Source organism: Microbacterium istanbulense (assembly GCF_037204145.1).
Lineage (GTDB): Bacteria > Actinomycetota > Actinomycetes > Actinomycetales > Microbacteriaceae > Microbacterium > Microbacterium istanbulense.
This window is the reverse complement of sequence record NZ_JBBDGN010000001.1, coordinates 535,281-558,247: the sequence shown is the minus strand read 5'-3', so window position 1 is coordinate 558,247 and position 22,967 is coordinate 535,281. Positions and strand designations below refer to the sequence as shown.

Sequence of the window (22,967 nt, the reverse complement as noted above, 5' to 3'; positions counted from 1 at the left end):
CCATGTCACAACTCGCCCGCCAGCGGTGTCACATGCACAGAACCCCATCCACGGGGCAAGGAGGAGCAGTGGCACACCAGGTCGTCGTCATCGGAGCGGGCTACGCGGGCGTCATCGCCGCCAGCAGGCTCGCCGGCAGCAGGGAGGGACGCCGCGGCGCGCTCGCCGTCACCCTCGTCAACCCCACGGAGCGGTTCGTCGAACGCATCCGGCTGCACGAGTATGTCGCCGGATCCCGTGGCGACGCCACCCTTCCCTTGCGGGAGGTGCTGCATCCCGGCATCCGCCTCGTCATCGCTCATGCGACGGAGATCGACCCCCGCGCCCGCACGGTCAGCCTGAGCACCGGCGAGGACCTGCCCTACGACCACCTCATCTACGCCGTCGGCAGCGGTGCCCGCTCGGCGCCGACAGCGGCGCACACGGTGGCGGATGCTGCCAGCGCCGAGCGACTGCGCCGGGCGCTGGACGCCGCGCGGCCGGGCGATCACGTCGCCGTGGTCGGGGGAGGTCTCACCGCGATCGAGACGGCGACCGAGATCGCCGAGAGCCGGCCCGCGCTGCAGGTGGAGCTGCATGCCGCAACCCTCGGTCCATCCCTCGGGGAGCGGGGGCGCGCCCATGTCCGCGCGACCCTTGACCGGCTCGGGGTGACTCTGGACGAGGGCGTCTCCGTCGACCCGGCCGAGCTCGAGCGCCTCGGCGCCGACCACGTCGTCTGGTGCGCAGGGCTCGCCGTCCCAGCGCTCGCCGCCTCCAGCGGGCTCCTCACCGATGCCGACGGGCGGATGCTCGTCACCCCGACCCTGCACAGCCTCAGTGACGACCGCATCCTCGGCGCCGGCGACGCCGTACGCATCGACGACACCCGCTACGACTATCTGCGCATGGCTTGCGCCACCGCGATGCCGCTCGGCGGACACGTCGCCGACACCGTGCTGCGCGCGCTGCGCGGTCGCGCACCGCGCCCGCACTCCAACGGATTCGCCGCGCAGTGCGTGAGCCTCGGCCGGAAGGACGCGGTCGTGCAGTTCGTGCGCCTCGACGATCGACCGACGCGCCTGGTGTGGCGCCGCGGCCTGGGCGCCTGGGCGAAGGAGACGATCTGCCGGTTCACCGTCGGTGCCGCCCGCAGCGAGGCGCGGCGCAGCGGCTCCTACATCTGGCTGCGCCGCCAGCTCGCCCAGACGGCTGTCACACGCCAGCCGGTCACGACAAGATGAGAGGGAAGGCAGAACGGGAGGGATGCCGATGACGGATGCCGCGCACGCGACGGATCGGGACGCGATTTTCGCCCGTCACCGGGGACTCGTGTTCCAGGTCGCCTACGACATCCTCGGATCCATCGCCGACGCCGAGGACGTCAGCCAGGACACCTACCTGCGGTGGATCGCCGCCCCCGCCGATCCGGCCAACCCGCGCGCCTACCTGGCTCGCACGGCCGCGAACGTCGCCCTGAACCATCTGCGGACGATCTCCCGCCGGCGCGAGGAGTACGTCGGGCCGTGGCTGCCCGACCCGCTGCCCACTCAGGCGGCCACAGCGGCGTCACCCGCTGATGACCCCGAGCGCGCGGCGCTCACCGCCGAGGCGGTCTCGGCCGCGATGCTCATCGTGCTGCAGAATCTCGGCGAGCGAGAGCGTGCCGCATTCATCCTGCGGGATGTGTTCGACCTGGGGTACGAGGATGTCGCCGAGGCGCTCGCGACCACAGCGGCGGCCGCGCGCCAGTTGGTACACCGCGCGCGCGTGCGGGTGCGTGCCCGCGACGATCTGCTCGCGGTGTCGGCGGGGGAGCACCGCGCGATCGTGCACCGGTTCGTCGCCGCGGCGCAGGAGGGCGACATCGCCGGCCTGCTGGCCATGCTGTCGCCGAGCGTCGTCGCCACGACCGACAGCGGTGGTCTGGTCAGTGCCGCGCGCCGGCCGGTGGTCGGAGCCGACCATGTGATGCGGTTCTTGCTCGGGTTGCTGCAGAAGAACCCCGAGGCGACCTTCGATCTGCGTGACTACAACGGGCGCGTCGCCGTCGACATCCGCCTGGAGGGGGAGCTCATCGCGATCTTCCAGTTCGTCGTCGCCGACGGACGCTTCGAAGAGGTGCGTATCCTCCGCAACCCCGACCGTCTCGCGCAGATCGACGCTCGCGCGGCGCGGTGACGGGGGTCGAAACGCCTGTTCTGCATCGAAACGCCTGTTCTGTGCAGGTGTCTCGACGCGCAACCGGCGTCTCGACGCACGACCCCGGTCTCGACGCACGACCCCGGTCTCGACGCGCCACCCCGGTCTCGACTCCGCGGTCGGCGCGTGCCCCCTCGACGCGCCGCTTCTGCGCCGACGCGCCTGTTCTCCACCGGCGTCTCGCCGGGAATGCGGCGTCTCGACCCCCCGAGCCGCCCCCAGCCCCCACACACGCCGCCCCGCAACTACGCCCTGATCCGCGCGATCTCGCCCTGCAGCATCCGCACCGCCCACCCATCGTCGGCCGCCGGCGTCTCCATCAGCAGGTGCAGCGCGAGCCCGTCGACGAGCGCGTAGAGCCGGCGGGCCTCGTCGGTGCGGGTCATGGCGTCGCGCTCGGGTGCGAGCATCTCCACGATGCCCTCGCACATCGCGGTGAGCTGCTGGTACGTCTGATCGCGGATCGGCACGAGCTCGGGCACCGCCGGAGCCTCGGCGATGAGGGCGAGGTTGACCTCGAGCTCGGCGCGGCTGTCGGGTTCCAGGGGCAGCACGTGGCTGAGCAGGGCGAGGGCATCGGCCTCCGGGTCACCACTGAGGGGGGTGGAGCGGATGCGATCGGTCGCGCGGCTCAGCATGAGTTCGGCCGAGAACTGCAGAAGTTCGGTGCGTGTGGGGAAGACATGCCTGAGCGAGCCGACGGCTACGCCCGCCTCGGCGGCGACGACCCGCACCGAGACGGCGCCGATGCCGCGTTCGCGGATGATCGTCCACACCGCCTGCGCCAGGTGTTCCCGGCGCTCGTCGAGGTCGATTCTGCGGGGCATGCAGACAAATTAGCACGACCGTGCTAGTTTCCTCTTGCTAGTACGACTGTGCTACCAAACAAGGGGGAACCATGATCGTCGGACTCATCATCGCCTGCGAGATCGGCTTCTGGGTGCTCATCGCGCTCGGCCTGATCGCCCGCTATGTGCTGCGTCGCCCGCGACTCGGGGCGGTGCTGTTGGTGCTCACGCCGGTGGTCGACCTGGTGCTGCTGCTCGCCGTCGGCGTCGACCTGCGCACCGGCGGCGACGCGACCCGCGCGCACGCGATTGCCGCCATCTACCTGGGCTTTTCCATCGTGTACGGGCACCGGATGATCCGATGGGCGGATGCCTGGTTCGCGCACCGCTTCGCGGACGGCCCGCGACCGGTGCGCCTTTACGGTGCCGCGTATGCGAAGGCGTGCTGGCAGGGGGTGGTGCGCACTGCGCTCGCCGCAGGCATCGCCGCGGGTGTGCTCGTGCTGCTCATCGCGATCGCCGCGCCCGGTGCCGACACCGATGCGCTCGCCGCCACGTACCGGGTGCTCGCGATCATCCTCGGCGCCGAGACGGTCTGGGCGGTCAGCTACACGATCTGGCCCAGGCGCGAGCCGGCCCGTGTGGCGTCGGAGGCATGACGGGCACCGGAGGCGTGACGGGTGTGAGGGATGCTTTCGGCGTGTCGCATCCGGCGGGGCAGTGACACGCCGCCGCGCGCCAGGATCATCCCCGCCATCCGACAGCCGAAGCCGCGTCGGCATCCGCTCATGTAAATAATTCTTGACACCGCCGCCGAACGAGTCGTACGCTCCGTGTAAAGAATATTAGACACGGAGGACACCATGGGGTACGGCGAACGCAACTCCTGGATCGGGCTGGTCGTCGCGATCGCCTCGATCACCGTCTACCTGCTGCTCGTTGTGCCGCAGCTCGCGAGCACGCCGGTCGCCGATATCGATTGGGCGCAGCCGATGCTGTGGACGATCGTCGGCGGCATCGTGGCATCCGTCCTCGCCGGCATCGTCTGGGGCACTCTGGTGCGGATGCGGCACGACGACGACCGCCCGGTCGAAGACGTGCGCGACCGCGACATCTCGCGCATGGGCAGCCGGGTCGGGCAGGGATTCCTCGTCCTCGGCATCCTGGGCGCCCTCGTGCTCTGCGCGCTGACCGCCGAGTGGTTCTGGATCGCCCAGACGCTGTACGTCGGCGCCGCACTCTCGGCGCTCGTCGACTGCACTGCCCGCGTCATCGTCTACCGCACCGGGATGCCGTGATGGTGCGGCCCACCCGCGTGACCAACTCGCTGCGCGCGATTCGCGAGCAGGCGGGACTCACCCAGGCCGAGGTCGCCCGCCGCGTGGGCGTCACCCGGCAGACCCTTATCGCGATCGAGCAGGGCAAGTACTCGCCGACGCTCGAGCTCGCCTTCCAGCTGTGTCGCGTCTACGGCGTCCGCATCGACGACGCGTTCGACTATCCGGAGGAATCATGATCACCTGGTTGCAGGATCGCTATGGCACCGCCGACGTGGTGCACCTCATCGACCGCACCGTGCCGCATCCGGGGGCGGGCGAGGTGCTCATCCAGATGGGTGCCGTCGGGCTGAACTCCGCCGATGTGCGCATCATGCGCGGCGAACCCCTGCTCGTGCGGCTGGCTTTCGGGCTGCGGCGGCCCAAGACCCCCGTGCCGGGGCGCGATGTCGCAGGCACGATCATCGAGGAGGGCGAGGGTGTCGAGCTGTTCGCGGTCGGCGACCGGGTGGTCGGCGAGCTGTCGACCGCCGGGGGTCTGGCCGAGTACGTCATCGCCAGCACCGACCGGCTCGTGCCCGTGCCCGACGAGGTCGATGACCTCACCGCGGCGGCGCTGCCGATGGCCGGCGGGACGGCGTGGCAGGCGTTGGATGCCGCAGGCGTCACGGCCGGCTCACGCGTTCTTGTACTCGGAGCCGGGGGTGGGGTGGGCACTTACGCGGTGCGGCTCGCCGTGCAGCGCGGGGCGGAGGTGCATGCGCTGTGCAGTGCGCGGGCGATCGAGGCGGTCTCCGGCCTCGGCGCGGCGAGCGTCGCCGATCGGGCGGCGGGCCTCGATGGACTGCCCCCGAACTCCTTCGACGCGGTGCTCGACCTCGGTGGTCGGGCGCCGCTCGCCGCCCTGCAGCGTCTCGTTCGCGAGGGGGGAACGGTGGTGGGCATCTCGGTCGGCGAGAACAGGGTCGGCCCGGTGGGGCGGATGCTGGCTTCCGCCCTCCGCTCGATCGGCTCGCGCCGCCGCATCCGCCCTCTCACCGCCACAGCGAAGCCGGAGATCACCGGGCAGTTGCTCGCGCTTGCGGCATCCGGCGATCTCGTGCCCGTGATTGACCGCATCTACCCGCTGGACGATGCCGGAGCGGCGCTGACCCGCATCGACGGCGGTGGCGTGGTGGGTAAGGTGCTCGTCCGGGCCGCGCGCGCCGACGGCGACTGAGGGGGCGCGGCCCCGTTCGACGCGCCGCATCCGCCCCGACGCGCCTGCTCAGAACAGGCGTCTCGCCGCAGAACCGGCGTCTCGGCGCCAGGCCGCACCCCGCCCCACACTCCTACCGCCCCGCAAGCCTCCGCACCGCATCCAGCGGGATGCTGATCCACGCCGGACGATTGCGGGCCTCGTAGATCGCCTCGTAGACGGCCTTGTCCAGCTCGAACGCCGCGAGCAGCGCGCGATGGGCGTCGAGGTCGACGGCGGATGCCGAAGCGTAGCCCGCCAAGAACGCCGCGCGCGCGGCATCCGCCCACGCCCGCACTCCCGGCGCCGACGAGCCCTCCAGTTCCAGCGATCCGGCGATGTAGTCGAACGACCGCAGCAGGCCGGCGACGTCGCGGGCGGCGAGGTCGGGCAGCCGGCGTTCGACCATGGGACGCATGGGTTCGCCCTCGAAGTCGAGCAGCACCCATCCGCGCCCTGGTACGAGGATCACCTGGCCCAGGTGGTAGTCGCCGTGCACGCGCTGCAGGGCGGGCCACTCCTCGGCGAGGGCGCGGTCGTAGGCCGCCTCGATCTCGGCGCGCACGTCGGCGATCGCCGGCACCTCGATCGTGGCGATGTCGAGGCGGCGTTGCCAGCTCGCGGCCACCAGCTCGCGTTCGGCTTCTGAGGCGGGCACCGTGCCGAACTCCTCGGCGAGGGCGGTGTGCACGGCCGCGGTCGCGATGCCCAGGTCGCGGGCGGGGATGGTGAAGTCCTCCCCGGCCTCGGCGGCGGCGAGCGCTACGCGCCGGGCATCCTCCACTCCGGGCAGGAACTCCTGCGCGAAGGCGAGCGAACCCTCCACCTTGAATCCGGTCGCGGGATGCGGCCACTCACCCGACACCGAGCCGATCGCGCCCGGCACGAACGGCGAGCGGGCGGTCGCGAGTCCGGTCTGCAGTTCGATGTCGGGGTTGACGCCCGCGTGCAACTGCCGGAACACCTTCACGATGATCGGCATCCACGCCTCGCCGGCGCGGAACACGATCGAGGTGTTCGACTGCTCGCCGCTGAGCACGCCGCCGACGTAGGGGGCCTCGTCCGAGACTGCGGAGGTCGGATGCCCGTGGGCTGTCGCCCGCTCGCCCTCGCCGGTGCCTCCTCGGGTGACCAGGCGCAGCAGCGCCTCGGTGTAGGCGGGGTCGAAGGCGCCATCGATGAGCGTCGTGCCGGGATCAGGGCTACCGATGATGTGCGGCGAATCGGGGTCGACGCTGGCGGTCGGCCGCGCCACGACCGGCACCTGATAGAGCACCACCGGGTCGGCGCCGTCATCGGCGACGAGCAGGGTCGTCACGACGGCGCGGGGCGTTCCCCGGGCCGCGAACGGGTCGGGAAGATCCCACGCCGCGACCACCCGCAACTGGGGATCGCGCGCCTTCGCGCCGTACCACCGCTGCCGCGGCATCCAGGTGGTGAGGCACGCCACTGTGCTGTCCATGACAGTGACAGTAGAGGGCAGGATGCCGCGGTGTCGACTCTCGGAACCCGGGCGCGTCTGCTCACCCGATCGCGCGGCGCAGGGCATCGCGCATGGCCTCGCGGAATGCCCGCATGCGCGGCACGTGTGAGGCCAGTTCATCAGCCCCGTGGTACATGCCCGGTTCGACGAGCACCTCGACGGGAACCCCCGCGTCGGCGAGCCGGCCGGCGTAGGCGACGTCCTCGGCGTAGAAGAGGTCGCGGTCGCCCACGCCGATCCACGCCGGGGGCAGACCGGTGAGGTCTTCGCGGCGTCCGGCGGCGGCGTACGGCGGCGGAGCGTCGAGCCGCGGCGGATGCCCGAGATAGGCCGTCCACGCGAACCGGTTCGACGGCGGTGTCCAGATCACCGAACCCCGCCCCTCGTGGTCGAGCGCGAGGGCGGTGCGGTCGTCGAGCATCGGGTACACGAGCGCTTGGAACGCCACCGGCAGGCCCTCATCGAGCGCCCGCTGCGCGAGCGCTGCCGCGAGTCCCGCCCCGGCGCTCTCGCCGGCCACGGCGATCCGTGCGGGGTCGATGCCGAGTTCGTCGGCGTTGTCGTGCATCCACTTCAGTGCCGCGAAGACATCGTCGGATGCCGCGGGGAACGGATGCTCCGGAGCCAGCCGGTACCGCGCATTGAGCACGAAGACACCGAGCTCGGTCGCGATGGTGTGCGCGGTGACCTGCTCGAGCTCCGGCTTGCCGGCGATGAGCCCCCCGCCGTGGAGCCAGAGCACCGCGCCGCCGGGCTTGGTGCGCCACGGCGGGTCGTTCACGTATCCGTCGAGGCCGCCGGGGATCTCGACGTGCCGCACCATCGGGTCATCGAGCATGGCGTCGCCGCGCGGCACGAACACGCGCCCGAGCTTGAGCATGTGCCCGTTGTAGACGTTCACGGGCAGCAGCAGCCCGACGTGGCGCAGGTCGCGCGGAGCCTCGAGCAGCCGGCGCACGCGCAGCGCGAAGCCGGCGCTGAGCCCCAGTCCCAGTGCGGTCAGGCTGACCGCGAGCGCACCACGTCGCATCCGCTGCTCCCGTGTCTCAACCGGCGGCGATCTCCGCGAGCACGTCGAGGAAGCCCTGCCAGCCGGCCACGAGTCCCTCCTGCTGCTCGAGAGTGAAGCCGGGGGTCTCCTGCGACATCCGCAGGTGAGTGCCCTCGTCCGTGGGGGAGAGGTCGACCGTCACGGCGGCGCGCGCGTCGTCGGCCGGCTGGTCGGTCAGGGTGAAGACGAGACGACTCGGCGCCTCGACCTCGCGGAACTCGCCCGTCCAGTCGATGGTGTTGCCGTCGGGCAGCACCATCTGGGCGGTCCACGTGCGTCCGGGCTCGGCGACGAAGTCGAGCGACTCGGCCGGGATCTGCACGGCCTCGGTGCCGAACCAGCGTGCGAAAGAGCCGGCATCCGTCCAGGCCTCGAAGACCGCAGCGGGCGAGGCTGCGATGTCGCGTTCGATCGTGATGTGTGCGGGGACGTCGGTCATCCGTGTACTCCTTCAGGTGCAGCACGGCCTGTGCTGACGAGATGACCCTACCGGGGGCCTCCCCTCGAGACGCCTGTTTTGCGCCGAGACGCCCGTGCAGCACAGGCGTTTCGGCGCAGGAGCGGCGTCTCGGCCCCGCCCCCGCCCAGCTCAGACGAGGCGCACCGTCTGCTGCAGCCGCGTGCGCACATCGAACAGCTCATTGCCGCCGATCGTGCGCGCCCCTGGCACTCCCGAGCGCAGGATGCCGCGCAGCGCCGAGCGCCGCACAGCCACGGTCGGGATGCCGCGGCGCTCGCCGAGCGGCACGACCACCTGATCGAGATCGTCATCGGGCAGCACGAGGATGGCCCCGCCGAAGCGCACCTTCGCCGTCCTGGCGACTGCACGTGCTCGCCCCAGCAGGTCGGCGATCGGGGTGCTGCCGCCGAGGGCCTGCCCGATCGCCTCGCCCTGGCGGAACCGCACCGTGTCGCCGACATCCTCCGACATCACGGCGTACAGACCCGAGGGGCTGAGCACCACATGGTCGAGCTTGTGCGCGGCATCCGTTCCCACCGCCACGTCGTGCCACACCGTGAAGCCGATGCCGAGCTCGGCGACCATCTCACCGGTGGCCTCTTCGGCCAGGGCGTCGGCGAGCATGCGGCGCACCTCCCACGGCGCCGTGCGCACGAACGTCGGGTCGTAGGCCTGGTGCTCCGACAGCTCGTGCCCCGCCCAGTCGGCCGCGAGCTGGAGGTAGCGCCGTCGGCGCCAGGCGCCCGCCTGTCCGTGCACGCGCGAGCGGGGCCGGGTGCCGCTGGATGCCGCGCGAGACGCCGGGCCTGCCCAGCGGCGGCGGGCATCCTCATCACGCCCCCGGTCGTACCGTGCCCTGGCCTCGGCTGTGCCGATCAGCTCCCACGCGTGCTGCACGCGGATGAAGACCGCGGCATCCCCGCCGGTGTCCGGGTGCGTCTGTCGCAGCCGCACCCGGTAGGCGCGGCGCAGGTCGTCGTCGCCCACGGCCGGGTCGACGCCCAGCACCTCATAGGGCGAGGCGGCGAGCGGGCTGTCGAACATCACCCCTCAGGGTAGCCAGCGGGCACGCGGTGAGCAGAAATGTCGGTGAATACGCGATCCCCGGTGCATTCGCGCTCACCGCACGCTCACCCCGCCAAGAACGCCAGCGCGGCCTCGCGGAAGGCCCGCGATCCCGGCGCGTTGAAGTGGTGCCGGCCGGGGATCTCGAAGAACGTGCCCTGCGGGGCGGCGGATGCCAGGGTGCGCGACCCCTCGATCACGGCATCCTCCGCGCCGGTGGCGAACAGGATCGGCTGCAGCGGCGCGGTCGACGGTTCGGGGTCGATCGAGTGGGATGCCCGCATGCCGAGCGCCAGCGCCAGCAGGGCGTTCAGGTCGTTGCCCGGCACGCGTTCGGTGAGTCGGATGTAGCTCTGCGTCGCGGGGTCCGTCACGGGCGTGCCGTCTGCGATGTACTGCCGCACCTGATCGATGTCGAGGCGGGCGAGCGGCGTGCCATCCGGCACTCCGCCGAGCACGGCGCGCGGGATGCGGTCGCCGAGGTCGCGCGCCACCTGCCACCCCACCCGGGCGCCCAGCGAGTAGCCCACGTACAGCGCCTCATCGAGGAGGAAGGTGTCGAGAACCTGCTCGATGTCGGATGCCAGCGTGCGCACCGTGTAGCCATCGGCGTCGTGCGGCTTGTCGCTCAGTCCGTGCCCGCGCTGGTCGATGCCGAGCACCCGATACCCGGCGCGCTCGAGCATTCTTATCCAACCGGTGAGCACCCAGTTGTCGCGCGTGTTCGAAGCGAAGCCGTGCACGATCACGACGGTCGGGGCATCGTGGTCGCCCCAGGAGTACGTCGCCAGACTCACGCCGTCGCCGACGATGACGTACTGCGGGTCAGGCATGCGGGTGATGTCAGCGAGAGGAACGGCCACCCGTCCATCATGCTCCGGAATGCACCCGACGGGCCGAATCCGCACCCGCCCCTCGCATGCACTCGAATCGATTCGATACAATTGACAACTATGCCGAGCGGGCCGCCGGCATCCGGCATCCATCCCCTCTCTTCCGGAATCCCCATGGCAACCACCCTGACCACCGGACGCCCCTGGCGCGTCATCCTCTTCTTCTGCGTCCCCCTGCTGCTGGGCAACATCGTGCAGCAGCTGTACCAGTTCGCCGATGCGATCGTCGTCGGCCGCCAGTTGGGCGTGAACGCCCTCGCCGCAGTCGGTGCGACCGGTGCCCTGCTGTTCCTGCTGCTGGGGTTCGCCTGGGGTCTCACCTCGGGCTTCGCGATCCCCACCGCCCAGGCATTCGGCGCGCGGGATGCCGACGGCGTGCGCCGGTCCGTCGCCGCGGGCACCGTGCTCACCGCGATCACGAGCGTGATCCTCACCGTCGGGGCCCCGTTCCTCGCCGGCCCCGCCCTTGTGCTGCTGCAGACGCCGCCCGAGCTGCTCGCCGACGCCACCGTCTTCGCGCAGGTCAGCTTCATCGGCGCGGGCGCCATGATGTTCTTCAACTACCTCTCGGCGATCATCCGCGCGATCGGTGACTCACGCACCCCGCTGGTGTTCCTCACCGTTTCGTGCGCACTGAACGTCGGCCTGGTGATCCTCATGGTCGGCCCCCTCGGGTGGGGAGTGGCCGGCGCCGCCCTCGCGACGGTCGTCGCGCAGCTCGTCTCGGTCGTGCTCTGCTACCTCTACCTGTGGCGCAAGCTGCCCATGCTGCACCTGCGCCGCGGCGACTGGCGGGTCAGCCGGGCCGATCTCGCCGAGCACCTGCGCCTCGGCCTGCCGATGGGATTTCAGGCATCCATCATCGCGATCGGCACGCTCACCGTGCAGGTCGCGCTGAACACGCTCGGCTCCGCAGAGGTGGCCGCCTACACCGCCGCCGCCCGCGTCGACAGCCTGGGCGTGGCCTTCCTGCAGTCGTTGGGTCTCGCGGTCTCGATGTACGTCGCGCAGAATATCGGCGCTCGGCGCCCCGACCGCATCCGCCGGGGCACGATCCAGGCGCTGTGGATGTCGCTGATCGCCTCGATCGCGCTGTGTGCGCTGCTCATCCTCTTCGCGACGCCGCTCGTGCGCATGTTCATCGGCGACGGATCCGACGAAGTGGTCGAGATGGCACACCTCATGCTGGTGATCAACGGCGCGACCTATGTCTTCCTGGGCGCCCTGTTCGTGTTCCGCGGTGCCCTGCAAGGCCTCGGCCGCACCCTCATCCCGACGGTCACGGGTGTCATCGAGCTGGTCGCGCGCGTGATCGCCGCCGTCGTGCTGGGCGGTGCGTTCGGGTTCGTGGGTGTGGTGCTCAGCAACCCCCTCGCGTGGATCGGTGCGCTCGCCGTGCTCATCCCGTCGTACATCGCCGCGCACAAGATGCTGGGACGGATGCCGGTGACCCCCGATTTCGTCACCGAGACGACCCAGATTCCGGTCATCGGACCCACCGACGGCTCGATGGTCGTGGACGGCGTCATCACCGCGCCGATCCAGGTCGTGCCGCCGCGGCTGTCGCGGCTGCGTCGGGCGCGAAAGAGTCATCCTCAGGGATGAGGCGTGTCGCCCGAACGGGGGATGCTGGCGGGAGTTTTCCCGCGTAACCTTGTATCTGGAAGCGCGTTGTGGGACGCGCGATGACTGGGGGGTCTGCCATGTCGACTTTGGCTGTCACGAGCACGCTCGGATCGGTGTTCGTACCGGTGGGAATCGCGGGGGCGGTGATCGCCCTCGTGTGCGCACTGATCGCGGCGTTCGCGATGGCGCGCGGCTCAGCGGGGCTGTGCGGGGGTGCCGTCGGCGTGTGGATCGTGGGAACGATGCTCAGCCTGTCGGCGTCGTTTGCGAGCGAGTGGATGCCGGTGTTCGTGTCGCTCAGCGCGCTGGCGGTCGCCCTCGTGCTGGGTGGCATCGCCCGCCTGGTGCTGCGCCGACCGGCGCCGGCGACGATCTGACGGGCGTTCGCTCCGAACACGCGCAGAGAAGGAGAGTGCGGTGAAGGATGCCGCACTGTGCTTTTGTGACTCCTATACAAGAAACTGAGTTTCAACACGCATGGAACTTGGTTCCGAACGGGAACCTCGGTCAGACGAGTGAGGCGCGACCCTACACTCGCCGGAGGCAAGGTCGCCTCTACCCTCTGGAGTCTCTCAATGACGAGCGCAAAACCTCACGCGCATGGCCTCGGCATGCGCATCACCGTGATCGTGATCAGCCTTTTGTTGGCGGCGATGCTGTTCGTGTACTTCGCCACGACAGGCAAGATTGCCGCTGGAGCATCCGAACTGGCCGCGGGCACGACCACCGCTGCCGACGGGTCGGCGAAGCTCGTCGACGGGGCGGACAGCCTGGCTGCCGGCGCGGACAAGGTCGCAGCCGGCAGTGACAAGCTCGCGGCCGGTGCGGGCAGCGCCGAAGAGGGCTCGATGAAGCTTCGTGACGGACTCACGACGGCCCTCAGTGGGGCGACCACGCTCTCGGAGGGAGCGAGCACGCTGGCATCCGGTGCCGACACCGCGGCGGCCGGTGCCGCCAAGGTGGATGCGGGTGCGAACCGGGCCGAGGCCGCCGCCCAGCGCCTGTCGGCCGGCGCGTCGAAGGCGTCGTCCGGCGCCGCACAGTTGAGCGCGGGTGCGTCGCAGCTCGATGCGGGCGTCACCACGCTCCGTGCCGGGGCCAAGGAACTCGACGCCGGTGCGACCGACCTGAACGCGGGTGCCGGTCGACTCGACGCCGGCGTTGCCGAGCTCGCGACCGGTGCGGCGCGGCTGTCTGCGGGCAGCACGGCCGCCGCCGACGGGGCCGCGCGCCTGGATGCGGGTGCCGCCGAGCTGAACACGGGAGCGCAGACCCTGTCGGCTGGTGCCTCCACCCTCGCCGGCGGTGCCGCGCGGGTCGACGCCGGAGCGAGCCAGGCCTACACCGGCTCCACGGCGCTGAACGCCGGCGCCACGCAGCTGAAGGCCGGAGCAGAGCAGGTCGCTGCCGGTGCCGAGAAGATCAGTGCCGGCGTGACCGCCGCACACGGCATCTCGTCGCAGCTGCTCGCCGGGGCGAACGACCTCAACGCATCGCTCTCGGCCGGGGTGACCGGTGACGTGCGCACGCTCGCCGGAGCGGGCGATCAGCTCGCCCAGCTCGCCGCATCCGCCCCCGGCAACTCCCAGACGCTGGCCAACCAGCTCGCTGCGCTGTCGGCCGCCGACCCCGGCAACGCGCAGCTCGCACAGCTCGCACAGCTGGCCGCAGGCGTCGACCAGCAGGTCGACGCGATGGCCGCGCCGACGGCCGCGGCGTCCAAGCTCGCTCAGGGCCTGATCGGTGCATCGCAGGGCGCCCAGCAGCTCGCCGGAGGAGCGAATGCTCTGGTCAATGGCGACGCCGCGAAGGGGTGGCCCGGAACCGTCGGGCTCGCCGACCCGAGCGCTGGCGCACCGCAGCTCGCCGCAGGCGCAAAGAAGGTCAGCGCCGGTGCGGCCGACCTCGCCGCCGGCGCGGGCACGCTCGAGTCGGGTCTGCAGCAGCTCTCGGCAGGGGCCAGCCAGGTCAGTGCAGGGAACGCGAACCTGGCGCAGGGTGCAAGCAGCCTGCAGGCGGGCACGAGCAAGCTCTCCGCCGGTGCCTCCGAGCTCAAGGCCGGCACGACTCAGCTCAGCGATGGCGCAGCCGCCCTCAAGGACGGCAGTGGCAAGCTGAAGGCCGGCACCACCGACCTCGCCGCCGGCACAACCAAGCTCAAGGCGGGCACCTCCCGCCTGGCGTCGGGCGCTACCGAACTCAAGGCCGGCACCACGCGCCTCTCCGACGGTGCCAGCCAGTTGTCGGCCGGCACGTTCACGCTTTCGTCCGGTGCCTCTGAGTTCGCCGGCAAGATCGTCGAGCTCTCCGACGGCGCGACCCGTCTGAATGCGGGCAATCAGAAGCTCGCCGCGGGCGCCGACAAGCTCGATGCCGGTGCGACGAAGCTCGTCGACGGCACCGAGAAGCTGCACTCCGGTGCGACGGAGCTCAACGCGGGCATCGAGAAGTTGTCCGGCGGCGCAGCGGAACTCGCCGACGGTGCGAACAAGGTGGCCGACGGCGGCGGAGACCTGGCGACCGGGGCATCCGCTCTGGCCGATGGCAACACGCGCATCGCCGACGGCTCCGGCCAGCTGGCCACCGGCACCGCGGAGGCGGCCCCGTCGATGCTCCCCTGGATGCTCGGCATCGCTCTGCTCGGTCTCATCGCGATCGGGTTCTGGATCGGACACCGCGTCAGCCACGCGCGATCCTCGGCCGCCTAGGCGACCGACCCAGACGGGGCGAGCGGACACGATCCGCTCGCCCCGTCTCTGTGTGTCGTGCCGCGCGCCGCGTCGCCGCTCAGTCGCGGGGCGGAGTCGCGACGGCGTGAGCGAGACCGATGGTCAGCCACAGACCACCGAGGCCCAGCATGCCCAGCGTCAGGGGGCCGCCGGCCACCAGAGCGAACACCATCACGATGCCGCCCACCACCCCGAGCATCCAGCCACCGAAACGGATGCCGAACGCGATCAGCGCGGCACTGAGCGTGACCACCGCCAGCCTCGCCCACGTCCACGGCACGGGCGAGAACACGTCGAAGCCTGCGGCAGACTCGGCGGCGGCGCGGCGCAGGGTGCCGGCCAGGGCTGCGGGCCAGGTGACGGCGATCGCGACGGCAGGTGCGATCGCCAGCAGTGCCGCGCCCAGGTGCCAGAACGGACCGAAGCCGTCGCCCCGCAGGCGCACCCAGGTCACCAGTGCCGCCCACAGCAGCAGGCAGCTCGGCGCGAAGAACGCGCCCGCCTCGATGCCGCCGATCACGCAGGCGAAGGTGAGCGCCACGGCCGCCGCGGCGGTGGCGACCGTGCGCATCCGCAACGGGAAGGGCAGCGCGGCCGCGGCGAGCAGCACCGGTACGGCGACGATCACGGGTGTGCTGAGCGTCGCCGCATACGGCGCGACATGCGGCCCGAACAGATCGCCGGGCGAGAGGAACAGGATGACCGCGGCCGTGACCACCGCCGCGCTGACCGCCGCCCACACCAGCGCGCGCCAGGCGGTGTCCGCCAGCGCGCTCTCGCCACCGAACTCGAGCCGGGCGCGTTCGGCGACCTCATCAGGGCTGCCGAGGTTCGCGACGACCTCGTCCATCGGCAGGCCGAGCTCTCGGGCATCCGCGAAGTGCGCCCGCAGGTCGGCGAGCACCTCGCGCCGTCGGTTGGGTGCGATCGCGTAGAGATGTCGGCGCACACGACGCAGATACTCGTCGGCGGTGCTCATGGTGCCTCCCCAGGCGGCTCCGCGACGCCGCGGCAGTGACGACGTCGTCCTAGAGGAGAGTATGGCCTGCTCAGCTCTCCGGGCGCGGAGTCCATTCGCCGTAACCCCACCGGATCGCCAGGGCGCCAGGGCCGAAACCGCGCCGGACAGCGTGCACGGAGTGGGCGCCCTGGAGGTCGCGGCGCACGATGTTCACGTCGTGCGGGGTCTCATCGACCTCTTCGACCCAGTCGGGCAGGGCGTCGGGATGGAACCGCGTCCACACCACCAGCTCGCGCGACTGCAGCGCCACGGCGTGGCCGATCTCATCGGTCTCGGCGGCACCGCCGTCCGGGTACTCCACCGTCCATTCGATCATCGCGGTCGCCGGCGACGTGATGGGGCGGTCGAGTTCGAACATCATTCCGTGGACCTCATTGGTCGCGTCGGAATGCAGCACCGACACCCGACCGCCCGCGATCGCCTCGAAGCGCGGCGCGGGAACGGGGATGCCGGGCGACACCTCTACGAACGGTATGGCGGTCACCGTGCCGGAGGTGGCCTGCACGAGCATCCGCGTGGTGCGGCGCTGCAGGGCGCCATCGGGGCCGATGTCGCTGATCGAGTGCACGGTGAGCTCGCGGGTGGGGTCGGGGTAGCTCGCTCCCATCGCGAGGAACGTCTGACGCACCCGCTCTTCGAGATCCACCGCGTTCAGCGGAAACGTGTTGGTGCCCAGGGGGCCGGTGCGCTGACTTGCGCCGAGCAGATTGCGCAGCGACCCCGCGTCGAGGTTGAGCAGGTCTTCGATGTCGCGGATGGCGGTGAGCGACTGCGCGCCCTCGGGGCGCCTGGCACCCGAGCGCCAGTAGCTGAGCGTGGCCATGGATACGGGGTTGCCCCGTTCAGCGAGTCGCTCGCGCAACCAGGCCAGTGTCACGCCGCGTGCGTCGATGCCCTCGCGCAGCGCTGTCGCGAACGGGCGCGCGCGCGGACTGCTTGCCTGAATCTCCGTCACAGTGCCCCCTCGGTATGTGAAGATCCCTCGCCTAGATTGGCATACGTGAACCCGTCGGGGTCGCCTCTGGGGAGGGTCGGCACTCGAAATCACAGGTAGGGGAGTCGGCAGCCCGGCGCCAAGCGCTCCGCCCCCTCGCCCCTCGCAGGGCGAACCCCCCGTTCGCTCTGCATGGATCGGGGTTCGACGGTCTACTGGGGAGTGCCGTCGAACCCCGCCCACCCTCGGGAGTGCGGGCCCCGTCGTAGACTGGAACTGTCGTCGACCAAGGAATCGCCATGCCCGCCCCCTCTCGCCCGTTCACGGCGCGTAACGTGCAGTTCGCGCGCGCCGTTCTCGCGGCCGTGGCCGCGTTGATGGTCACGTTCTCTCCCGACCATTCCGCCGCGGTCGGCCTGTCGGTGTTCGGCGGCTTCGCGATTGTCACGGCGGTGGTGCTCGGTCTCGCTGCGGGGCTCGTCTACCCGTCTGGTCGCCGCTGGCCCGCCGTGCTCATGGCCGCGATCGCCCTGGCCGCGGGCATGGCCGGATCCGTGCCCAGCTGGCGCACGGAAGATCTGTTCTTCGTGCTGGTGATCAGCTGGGCGCTGCTGTCCGGTCTGGTCGAGCTGCTGGCCGGCATCCGCCACCGCCGTGAAGAGGGCGCACGCGACGCGATCACGATCGGCGCGCTGACGATCGAGCTCGGTGTCGCACTGCTGTTGATCCCCTCCGGGTTCGTGCAGCCGTACGTGATCGAGAAGGCGGGCTCGTTCGAGCTCACCGGCATCATCCTCGGCGTGGGCATCTTCGGTGGCTACGCCGCGATCGTCGCCGTCTTCCTCGGCATCGCCGCGCTCACCCCCCGTGCCACTGCCGCCGCGTCATCGACCGTCGCGGATGCCGACAACCCCACCGACCCCGTGACGCAGAGCGATCGCGTGACCGACGCCGACCGTGGAGGACGCGCATGACCGACGAGAAGCCCACCCGCCGCGAGATTCTGCGGCCGCTGCACCTGGTCGGCCTGGCGCTGGCCGCTGGCGTCTTCGCCACCGTCGTGACGCTGGTGTCGACCGGCGCCTTCACCTCGCGGGTGAACCTCGCGATCGCCAACGGCACGTACGAAGGCCTCACCCCGATCGGCCTCGGCCTGGTCATCGGTGGCGGCGCGTTCATCGTGACCTTGCTCGGGCTCTCGATGCTCATGCTCGCGGTCGACCCGGCCGACGTCACCAAGACCGTCGACCGCCCGGTGCTGTACGACGAGCCCGAGGCGGGCACGACGGATGCCGGAGACACCACGACCGACGCCTCCGATTCGTCCGGTCGCTGATCTCGCTCAGCCCTCGGGCAGCGTCACCTGCAGCAGGCGGTCGTCACCCTCGCGCGGGTCACCCCGGCCATCGGTGTTGTTGGTCAAGAGCCAGAGCGTGCCGTCCGGCCCGGCCGCCACGTCGCGCAGGCGGCCGAACTCGCCGGTGAAGACGGCCCAGCCGGAAGGGTCGGCGTCGGGATCGACGACCCACAGGCGCTCGCCGCGCAAGCCGGTCACATAGATGACTCCGTCGATCGCGGCGATGCCGCTCGGGCTCGCCTCGCTCGGCGCCCACACGGTCACCGGATCGATCACGCCCTCGGCATCCGCCATGCCCTCGTGCGCGGGCCAGCCGTAGTCGCCGCCGGGCTCGATGCGATTCAGTTCGTCCCAGGTGTTCTGGCCGAACTCGCTCGCCCACAACGTGCCGTCGTCGTCCCAGGCGATGCCCTGCACATTGCGGTGCCCCAGGCTGTACACGGCGTTGTCGAAGGGGTTGCCCGGTGCCGGCTCGCCCTCGGGCGTGAGCCGCAGGATCTTGCCTCCCAGCGCGTTCGGGTCAGGGGCCGTCTCCGATCGCCCGGCGTCGCCGGTGGTGACGTACAGCATCCCGTCGGGGCCGAAGCCGATCCGTCCGCCGTTGTGGTTGCCCGCGCGCGGGATGCCCGAGAACACCACCTGCGTGGCGGCGGGGTCGAACGCGAGCGTGCCAGGGTCGCCGGTCAGCGGCATCCGCACCACGCGGTTGTCGCCGGATGCGCCGTGATACGCATACAGCCAGCGGGTGTCGCCTTCCTCCCACACGGCGAGACCGTGCAGACCGGACTCGCCGCCGGAGACCACGCCCGGCACCACCCCGACCTCGCGCAGCGCCCCGTCGGGGGTGAGTTCGAGCACCGTGCCGTCGCCGCGCAGCGAGATGAGCGCGCCGGGGGCATCCTCATTGTCGAGCAGCGGCACCACCGACCACGGGGCGTCCAGGCCGTCGGCCAGGGTCGTCGGCGCTGTGGTGGCCTCCGATTCGACCGCGGCGGGGGATGCCGTGCATCCGCTGAGCACGACGATGAGCCCTGCCGCCCCCGCCCATCTCGCTCCGCGCACGATCCCCTCCTCGCGAAGGGTAACCCCGCGCGCGCGGTGTTCAAAAGTGCATCCAGAATGGTCGTTTCCGAAGCGTTAGTGAACACCGCGTGCGGCGCACCGCACGCGACTCGACAAGAACTGACCCCTCACCCGCGACGGGGCAAGGGGTCAGCACACGACAGGGCCGGGATCAGCGGGCGAGGCGCTCCGCGATGCCGGTGTAGGTGGCGGGGGTGAGCTCGAGCAGGCGCTGCTTCGCGGCATCCCCGATCTCGAGCCCCTCGACGAATGCGGCCAGCTCGGCCGCACCCACGCGGTGTCCGCGGGTGAGCTCCTTGAGCAGGGCATACGGGTCGGTGATGGTCGAGCGGCCGGCGACGACCTCGGCGCGGATCACGGTCTGGATCGCCTCGGCCAGCACCTCCCAGTTGTGGTCGAGGTCGTCGAGCAGCACATCGCGCGACAGCGAGATCTCGTTCAGGCCGCGGCGCAGGTTGTCCAGCGCGAGCAGCGAGTGGCCGAGGGCCACACCGATGTTGCGCTGCGTGGTCGAGTCGGTGAGGTCGCGCTGCAGGCGGCTGGTGACCAGGGTCTGCGACAGCGAGTTCAGCAGGGCGCCAGAGAGCTCGAGGTTGGCCTCGGCGTTCTCGAAGCGGATCGGGTTGATCTTGTGCGGCATGGTCGACGAGCCCGTCGCGCCCGCCACGGGGATCTGCGCGAAGTAGCCCAGCGAGATGTAGGTCCAGATGTCGGTGGCGAGGTTGTGCAGGATGCCGCCGGCGTGACGGATCTTGTCGTACAGCTCGACCTGCCAGTCGTGCGACTCGATCTGCGTGGTGAGGGTGTTGAAGTCGATGCCGAGGCCCTCGATGTACTCGCGGGCGATGGTCGGCCAGTCGGCGTCGGGGTCGGCCGACAGGTGCGCCGACCAGGTGCCGGTGGCTCCCGAGAACTTGGCCAGGTAGTCGTTCGCCGCGATCTGGGCGCGCACGCGCTCGAGACGCCACGCGAACACGGCGAGCTCCTTGCCCATGGTCGACGGCGTGGCCGGCTGGCCGTGCGTGCGCGACAGCATCGCGGCATCCGCGTGCTCGACGGCCAGCTCCCGCAGCTTCACGATCACGGCATCCAGGGCGGGCAGCCACACGCCCTCGACGGCGCGCTTGACGGTGAGCGCGTAGGAGGCGGAGTTGACGTCTTCGCTCGTGCACGCGAAGTGGGTGAGCTCGGCGACGCGGTCGAGGCCGAGGGATGCCAGGCGGTCACGCACCAGGTACTCGACGGCCTTCACGTCGTGGCGGGTGACGGCTTCCTTCTTGGCGAGCCAGTCGATCTCGGCCTGTCCGAAGTCGCGGTACAGGGCGCGCAGGCGCTCCTTGTCGGCATCCGACAACGGTGAGGTCTCGAACAGCGAGCGGTCGGTGAGCGCGATCAACCACTCCACCTCGACCTCGACACGGGCGCGGTTCAGGCCCGCCTCGGACAGATAGTCGGCGAGGCCCGAGACCGCGGCGCGATAGCGTCCGTCGAGGGGGCTGAGCGGCTGGACGGGGAGCGAGGGCTGAGAAGTCAGGGGAGTCCTCCTGATTGGGCGCCTGCTCAGGCGCGGGGCGTCGGATGCGGCATCCGCACAGCCGGTTCGAGCTGGCTGAACAGCCCGCGGGTCGCGATTTCAATCATACCGAGCACGGCGTCGAACATCTCCGGGGCGGCGTAGTACGGATCGGGCACATCCATGTTGGTGGCCTGCGGGTCGAAGGTGCGCAACAGGGTGACCTTCGCCTCGTCGTCGTCGGTGCGCGCCCAGGAGCGCAGCACCCGCTCGTGTGTGCGATCGAGCGCGACGATGAGGTCGTTATCCGCGAAGGATGCCGTGGTGAACTGCTTGGCCCGGTGGGCGGCGCCGTCGTAGCCGCGCCGGTCGAGCGCATGGAGAGTGCGGGCGTCGGCGCGCTCGCCGACGTGCCAGTCGCCGGTGCCGGCGCTGCGCGAGATGACGCGGTCAGACAGCCCGCGCGCCTCGCTGAGGGCGCGCAGCACCACCTCGGCCATGGGGGAGCGGCAGATGTTGCCGGTACAGACGAAGATGACGCGGAAGGGATCCGACGATGTCACCCCTCCATTGTGCCCGGCGAGGGTTGCCTGTCCACATCCCTTCTGACGCAGCGGTTGTCCACAGCCGCCGAGATGCGGCACCCGGCGGGGATGCCGCGCGCGGCAGAGTGACGTCATGTACGACGCACTGAGCTCTGAAGCCCTGACCTCCGACGAGTTGTGGGCGTGCTTCGCCGCCCTCCGTGCTCTCGACGATGCGCTGGGTGAGCTCACCGTCGCGGCGCAGGAAGCCCGGCAACTGGCGGCGGATGCGGCCTGGGATGTGAGCCAGCAGGGTCGTGGGCCGGCCGAGGTGCGGCGGGTGCTCGCGGTGCATGGTGACAACGTCCCGGTCTACGCCGACCGCGTGCGAGCTCTACGCGCCGGCGTCGCGGCGATGGTGGCGTGATGGGCGACGACGTCGACATCCGCTCGGGTGGGGCGATCGCGGTTGACACCGAGACCCTGCGGCTGGTCGCGGCGCGCTTGGACGGCATCGGATGCCGGTTGGATGAGGCGGCCGCCCAACTGAGCCGTGCGGAGAATCTGGTGTTCAGCACGCTGTCGCGCGCTCCGCTGGCGTTCCATATGACGGCAGGGATGATGTCGGGCATGTCCGGAAAGCTGACCGACGACGCGGTGATCTGCCGCGGTCAGGTGGCTGCGACACGCGAGATGGCGGATGTCTACGAGCTGGTCGATCTGCGCTCGCGGCAGGAGATGCTGGCAATCGATGATGCGCGCGCATCCATGAGGTTGCAGGAGCGCATCGAGGCCCTGACCGCAGCCAACCCGCAGTTGGTGAAGCTGGCCGATCAGGTCGTCGCCGACTGGGAGGGGAGGCGCTTCGACGGACTGAGCTCGCAATCCTGGGATCTGGTGCTCTCGAGCGTGCTGATGGGGATCTCGATCGGTGGCCTCGCGAACAAGGCGGTCACCGACCTCGCCGATCGTCACGCCGGCATCGTCCCGCAGGGCACAGCGTTGAGCGGACCGAAACCGCCCGTCGTGGTCGCGGAGGTCGCCCGCTCGACCCCCTCCGGGCCACCGAAGAGCACCGTTCAGACGCTCAAGCGGCTGCCGACCGGTTCCGACGCCCAGGTGCGGGTGGAGACGTACACGTTCGCAGACGGCACTCGGCACCACAAGGTGTACATCGCCGGCACGCAGAGTCTCTGGGCGGGGTCAGTGGAGCCCTGGGACATGGGGTCGAACTGGGATGGCTATGCCCGCCGGAACTTCGCCTCGTTCGAAGCCACGCGCCAGGCATTGGAGATGGCAGGCGTGCGCCCCGATGAGCCTCTTGATGTCGTCGGGTACTCACAGGGCGGCATCGTGGCGACGTACCTGGCGGTGGGCGACGAGTACAACGTCGGTGAGATCACGCTCATCGGCAGTCCCACCGTGCCCGGGCTGCGAGACGATCAGACACTGATGCAGCTGGCGCACACGGCAGACCCCGTGGCCGCGCTCGCCGGCGGCGGGTGGGCGGGCACCACCGGATCAAGCGACAGCATCATCGTCACCCGCGAGGGCGACAAGGGTGATCTCATCAACTTCGACTCGCCGTTGGATCCGCACATGATGGAGCAGTACCTGACGACCGCAGGCCAGTTGGATGCGTCCAGCGACCCGCGTGCCGCCGCGATCCAGCAGCGCCGCGCGCAGCTGAGCGAGGCGGTGAGTGTGACCTCGACCGACTACAAGGCCAAGCGGCCCTTCTAGCG

General features: G+C 70.7%; 24 protein-coding genes. 13 read left to right on the top strand and 11 right to left on the bottom strand.

Annotation, left to right across the window (positions count from 1 at the left end):
- The first annotated feature begins 68 nt into the window (after positions 1–68).
- Both WDU93_RS02750 and WDU93_RS02745 read left to right on the top strand, forming a co-directional pair.
- Positions 69–1,223, top strand: coding sequence for an NAD(P)/FAD-dependent oxidoreductase (locus tag WDU93_RS02750; protein WP_337317135.1), 1,155 nt, complete (start codon positions 69–71; stop codon positions 1,221–1,223).
- Between the two features lie 28 nt (positions 1,224–1,251).
- Positions 1,252–2,160 (top strand): sigma-70 family RNA polymerase sigma factor, encoded by a 909-nt coding sequence (locus tag WDU93_RS02745; RefSeq protein ID WP_337317132.1) that lies wholly within the window; start codon positions 1,252–1,254, stop codon positions 2,158–2,160.
- A gap of 266 nt (positions 2,161–2,426) precedes the next feature.
- Here the strand turns inward: WDU93_RS02745 and WDU93_RS02740 are convergent, their stop codons facing one another.
- A complete protein-coding gene (locus WDU93_RS02740) occupies positions 2,427–3,008 on the bottom strand; it encodes a TetR/AcrR family transcriptional regulator (RefSeq protein ID WP_337317129.1) in 582 nt (193 codons plus the stop codon).
- Between the two features lie 71 nt (positions 3,009–3,079).
- On the opposite strand from WDU93_RS02740, the gene WDU93_RS02735 reads away from it, so the two are divergent.
- The 4 genes from WDU93_RS02735 to WDU93_RS02720 all read left to right on the top strand — a co-directional run bounded on the left by WDU93_RS02735 (position 3,080) and on the right by WDU93_RS02720 (position 5,465).
- Positions 3,080–3,628 carry a hypothetical protein gene (locus tag WDU93_RS02735; protein ID WP_337317126.1) on the top strand — a complete coding sequence of 183 codons (549 nt, stop codon included), beginning with the start codon at positions 3,080–3,082 and terminating at the stop codon, positions 3,626–3,628.
- Between the two features lie 204 nt (positions 3,629–3,832).
- Positions 3,833–4,267, top strand: a complete 435-nt coding sequence (locus WDU93_RS02730; RefSeq protein ID WP_337317124.1) for a hypothetical protein — start codon at positions 3,833–3,835, stop codon at positions 4,265–4,267.
- Positions 4,267–4,485 carry a helix-turn-helix transcriptional regulator gene (locus tag WDU93_RS02725; protein ID WP_337317123.1) on the top strand — a complete coding sequence of 73 codons (219 nt, stop codon included), beginning with the start codon at positions 4,267–4,269 and terminating at the stop codon, positions 4,483–4,485. Before WDU93_RS02730 ends, WDU93_RS02725 begins: the two co-directional genes overlap by 1 nt.
- Positions 4,482–5,465 carry an NAD(P)-dependent alcohol dehydrogenase gene (locus WDU93_RS02720; protein WP_337317121.1) on the top strand — a complete coding sequence of 328 codons (984 nt, stop codon included), beginning with the start codon at positions 4,482–4,484 and terminating at the stop codon, positions 5,463–5,465. The genes WDU93_RS02725 and WDU93_RS02720 overlap by 4 nt, the downstream gene beginning before the upstream one ends.
- Before the next feature lie 112 nt (positions 5,466–5,577).
- On the opposite strand, the gene WDU93_RS02715 is transcribed toward WDU93_RS02720, so the two are convergent.
- The 5 genes from WDU93_RS02715 to WDU93_RS02695 all read right to left on the bottom strand — a co-directional run bounded on the left by WDU93_RS02715 (position 5,578) and on the right by WDU93_RS02695 (position 10,375).
- The gene (locus tag WDU93_RS02715; protein ID WP_337317118.1) at positions 5,578–6,945 is read right to left on the bottom strand and encodes a maltokinase N-terminal cap-like domain-containing protein; all 1,368 of its coding nucleotides are present in this window, start codon (positions 6,943–6,945) and stop codon (positions 5,578–5,580) included.
- Between the two features lie 61 nt (positions 6,946–7,006).
- Positions 7,007–7,996: an alpha/beta hydrolase gene (locus tag WDU93_RS02710; RefSeq protein WP_337317115.1), complete on the bottom strand. Its 990-nt coding sequence runs from the start codon at positions 7,994–7,996 to the stop codon at positions 7,007–7,009.
- 16 nt (positions 7,997–8,012) lie between these two features.
- On the bottom strand, positions 8,013–8,456 hold the full coding sequence (locus tag WDU93_RS02705; RefSeq protein WP_337317112.1) for an SRPBCC family protein: 444 nt from the start codon (positions 8,454–8,456) through the stop codon (positions 8,013–8,015).
- A 150-nt stretch (positions 8,457–8,606) separates the two neighbouring features.
- Positions 8,607–9,521 carry a J domain-containing protein gene (locus WDU93_RS02700; RefSeq protein WP_337317108.1) on the bottom strand — a complete coding sequence of 305 codons (915 nt, stop codon included), beginning with the start codon at positions 9,519–9,521 and terminating at the stop codon, positions 8,607–8,609.
- An 86-nt stretch (positions 9,522–9,607) separates the two neighbouring features.
- Positions 9,608–10,375 (bottom strand): alpha/beta fold hydrolase, encoded by a 768-nt coding sequence (locus WDU93_RS02695; protein WP_420064037.1) that lies wholly within the window; start codon positions 10,373–10,375, stop codon positions 9,608–9,610.
- A 174-nt stretch (positions 10,376–10,549) separates the two neighbouring features.
- Here WDU93_RS02695 and WDU93_RS02690 point away from each other — a divergent pair, with 174 nt between their 5' ends.
- From WDU93_RS02690 to WDU93_RS02680, 3 genes are all read left to right on the top strand, one after another.
- On the top strand, positions 10,550–12,040 hold the full coding sequence (locus tag WDU93_RS02690; RefSeq protein ID WP_337317102.1) for an MATE family efflux transporter: 1,491 nt from the start codon (positions 10,550–10,552) through the stop codon (positions 12,038–12,040).
- 98 nt (positions 12,041–12,138) lie between these two features.
- Positions 12,139–12,438 carry a hypothetical protein gene (locus tag WDU93_RS02685; protein ID WP_337317099.1) on the top strand — a complete coding sequence of 100 codons (300 nt, stop codon included), beginning with the start codon at positions 12,139–12,141 and terminating at the stop codon, positions 12,436–12,438.
- 198 nt (positions 12,439–12,636) lie between these two features.
- On the top strand, positions 12,637–14,769 hold the full coding sequence (locus WDU93_RS02680; RefSeq protein WP_337317097.1) for a hypothetical protein: 2,133 nt from the start codon (positions 12,637–12,639) through the stop codon (positions 14,767–14,769).
- A gap of 79 nt (positions 14,770–14,848) precedes the next feature.
- On the opposite strand, the gene WDU93_RS02675 is transcribed toward WDU93_RS02680, so the two are convergent.
- Positions 14,849–15,769, bottom strand: coding sequence for an HAAS signaling domain-containing protein (locus WDU93_RS02675; protein WP_337317095.1), 921 nt, complete (start codon positions 15,767–15,769; stop codon positions 14,849–14,851).
- Positions 15,770–15,839: 70 nt separating this feature from the next.
- Positions 15,840–16,766: a hypothetical protein gene (locus WDU93_RS02670; protein ID WP_337317093.1), complete on the bottom strand. Its 927-nt coding sequence runs from the start codon at positions 16,764–16,766 to the stop codon at positions 15,840–15,842.
- A 278-nt stretch (positions 16,767–17,044) separates the two neighbouring features.
- On the opposite strand from WDU93_RS02670, the gene WDU93_RS02665 reads away from it, so the two are divergent.
- Together WDU93_RS02665 and WDU93_RS02660 are read left to right on the top strand one after the other, a co-directional pair.
- On the top strand, positions 17,045–17,719 hold the full coding sequence (locus WDU93_RS02665; RefSeq protein ID WP_337317090.1) for an acyl-CoA synthetase: 675 nt from the start codon (positions 17,045–17,047) through the stop codon (positions 17,717–17,719).
- Complete coding sequence (locus WDU93_RS02660; protein ID WP_337317088.1) at positions 17,716–18,081, top strand: hypothetical protein; 366 nt, start codon at positions 17,716–17,718, stop codon at positions 18,079–18,081. The genes WDU93_RS02665 and WDU93_RS02660 overlap by 4 nt, the downstream gene beginning before the upstream one ends.
- A 6-nt stretch (positions 18,082–18,087) precedes the next feature.
- Here the strand turns inward: WDU93_RS02660 and WDU93_RS02655 are convergent, their stop codons facing one another.
- From WDU93_RS02655 to WDU93_RS02645, 3 genes are all read right to left on the bottom strand, one after another.
- Complete coding sequence (locus WDU93_RS02655; protein WP_337317086.1) at positions 18,088–19,164, bottom strand: PQQ-dependent sugar dehydrogenase; 1,077 nt, start codon at positions 19,162–19,164, stop codon at positions 18,088–18,090.
- Between the two features lie 172 nt (positions 19,165–19,336).
- Positions 19,337–20,719 (bottom strand): adenylosuccinate lyase, encoded by a 1,383-nt coding sequence (gene purB, locus WDU93_RS02650; protein WP_337317285.1) that lies wholly within the window; start codon positions 20,717–20,719, stop codon positions 19,337–19,339.
- Between the two features lie 26 nt (positions 20,720–20,745).
- Entirely contained in the window at positions 20,746–21,198 is a 453-nt protein-coding gene (locus tag WDU93_RS02645) for a low molecular weight protein-tyrosine-phosphatase (RefSeq protein ID WP_420064036.1), read from the bottom strand.
- A 178-nt stretch (positions 21,199–21,376) separates the two neighbouring features.
- On the opposite strand from WDU93_RS02645, the gene WDU93_RS02640 reads away from it, so the two are divergent.
- Both WDU93_RS02640 and WDU93_RS02635 read left to right on the top strand, forming a co-directional pair.
- Positions 21,377–21,649, top strand: coding sequence for a hypothetical protein (locus WDU93_RS02640; RefSeq protein ID WP_337317082.1), 273 nt, complete (start codon positions 21,377–21,379; stop codon positions 21,647–21,649).
- Positions 21,649–22,965 carry a hypothetical protein gene (locus WDU93_RS02635; RefSeq protein WP_337317080.1) on the top strand — a complete coding sequence of 439 codons (1,317 nt, stop codon included), beginning with the start codon at positions 21,649–21,651 and terminating at the stop codon, positions 22,963–22,965. The genes WDU93_RS02640 and WDU93_RS02635 overlap by 1 nt, the downstream gene beginning before the upstream one ends.
- Positions 22,966–22,967: the final 2 nt, after the last annotated feature.

Excerpts from the sequence above, each read along its gene's own strand:
- WDU93_RS02745 (WP_337317132.1), top strand. The coding sequence starts at position 1,252 with ATGACGGATGCCGCGCACGCGACGGATCGGGACGCGATTTTCGCCCGT.
- WDU93_RS02740 (WP_337317129.1), bottom strand. The coding sequence starts at position 3,008 with ATGCCCCGCAGAATCGACCTCGACGAGCGCCGGGAACACCTGGCGCAG.
- WDU93_RS02735 (WP_337317126.1), top strand. The coding sequence starts at position 3,080 with ATGATCGTCGGACTCATCATCGCCTGCGAGATCGGCTTCTGGGTGCTC.
- WDU93_RS02730 (WP_337317124.1), top strand. The coding sequence starts at position 3,833 with ATGGGGTACGGCGAACGCAACTCCTGGATCGGGCTGGTCGTCGCGATC.
- WDU93_RS02725 (WP_337317123.1), top strand. The coding sequence starts at position 4,267 with ATGGTGCGGCCCACCCGCGTGACCAACTCGCTGCGCGCGATTCGCGAG.
- WDU93_RS02720 (WP_337317121.1), top strand. The coding sequence starts at position 4,482 with ATGATCACCTGGTTGCAGGATCGCTATGGCACCGCCGACGTGGTGCAC.
- WDU93_RS02715 (WP_337317118.1), bottom strand. The coding sequence starts at position 6,945 with ATGGACAGCACAGTGGCGTGCCTCACCACCTGGATGCCGCGGCAGCGG.
- WDU93_RS02710 (WP_337317115.1), bottom strand. The coding sequence starts at position 7,996 with ATGCGACGTGGTGCGCTCGCGGTCAGCCTGACCGCACTGGGACTGGGG.
- WDU93_RS02705 (WP_337317112.1), bottom strand. The coding sequence starts at position 8,456 with ATGACCGACGTCCCCGCACACATCACGATCGAACGCGACATCGCAGCC.
- WDU93_RS02700 (WP_337317108.1), bottom strand. The coding sequence starts at position 9,521 with ATGTTCGACAGCCCGCTCGCCGCCTCGCCCTATGAGGTGCTGGGCGTC.
- WDU93_RS02695 (WP_420064037.1), bottom strand. The coding sequence starts at position 10,375 with ATGCCTGACCCGCAGTACGTCATCGTCGGCGACGGCGTGAGTCTGGCG.
- WDU93_RS02690 (WP_337317102.1), top strand. The coding sequence starts at position 10,550 with ATGGCAACCACCCTGACCACCGGACGCCCCTGGCGCGTCATCCTCTTC.
- WDU93_RS02685 (WP_337317099.1), top strand. The coding sequence starts at position 12,139 with ATGTCGACTTTGGCTGTCACGAGCACGCTCGGATCGGTGTTCGTACCG.
- WDU93_RS02680 (WP_337317097.1), top strand. The coding sequence starts at position 12,637 with ATGACGAGCGCAAAACCTCACGCGCATGGCCTCGGCATGCGCATCACC.
- WDU93_RS02675 (WP_337317095.1), bottom strand. The coding sequence starts at position 15,769 with ATGAGCACCGCCGACGAGTATCTGCGTCGTGTGCGCCGACATCTCTAC.
- WDU93_RS02665 (WP_337317090.1), top strand. The coding sequence starts at position 17,045 with ATGCCCGCCCCCTCTCGCCCGTTCACGGCGCGTAACGTGCAGTTCGCG.
- WDU93_RS02660 (WP_337317088.1), top strand. The coding sequence starts at position 17,716 with ATGACCGACGAGAAGCCCACCCGCCGCGAGATTCTGCGGCCGCTGCAC.
- WDU93_RS02645 (WP_420064036.1), bottom strand. The coding sequence starts at position 21,198 with ATGGCCGAGGTGGTGCTGCGCGCCCTCAGCGAGGCGCGCGGGCTGTCT.
- WDU93_RS02640 (WP_337317082.1), top strand. The coding sequence starts at position 21,377 with ATGTACGACGCACTGAGCTCTGAAGCCCTGACCTCCGACGAGTTGTGG.
- WDU93_RS02635 (WP_337317080.1), top strand. The coding sequence starts at position 21,649 with ATGGGCGACGACGTCGACATCCGCTCGGGTGGGGCGATCGCGGTTGAC.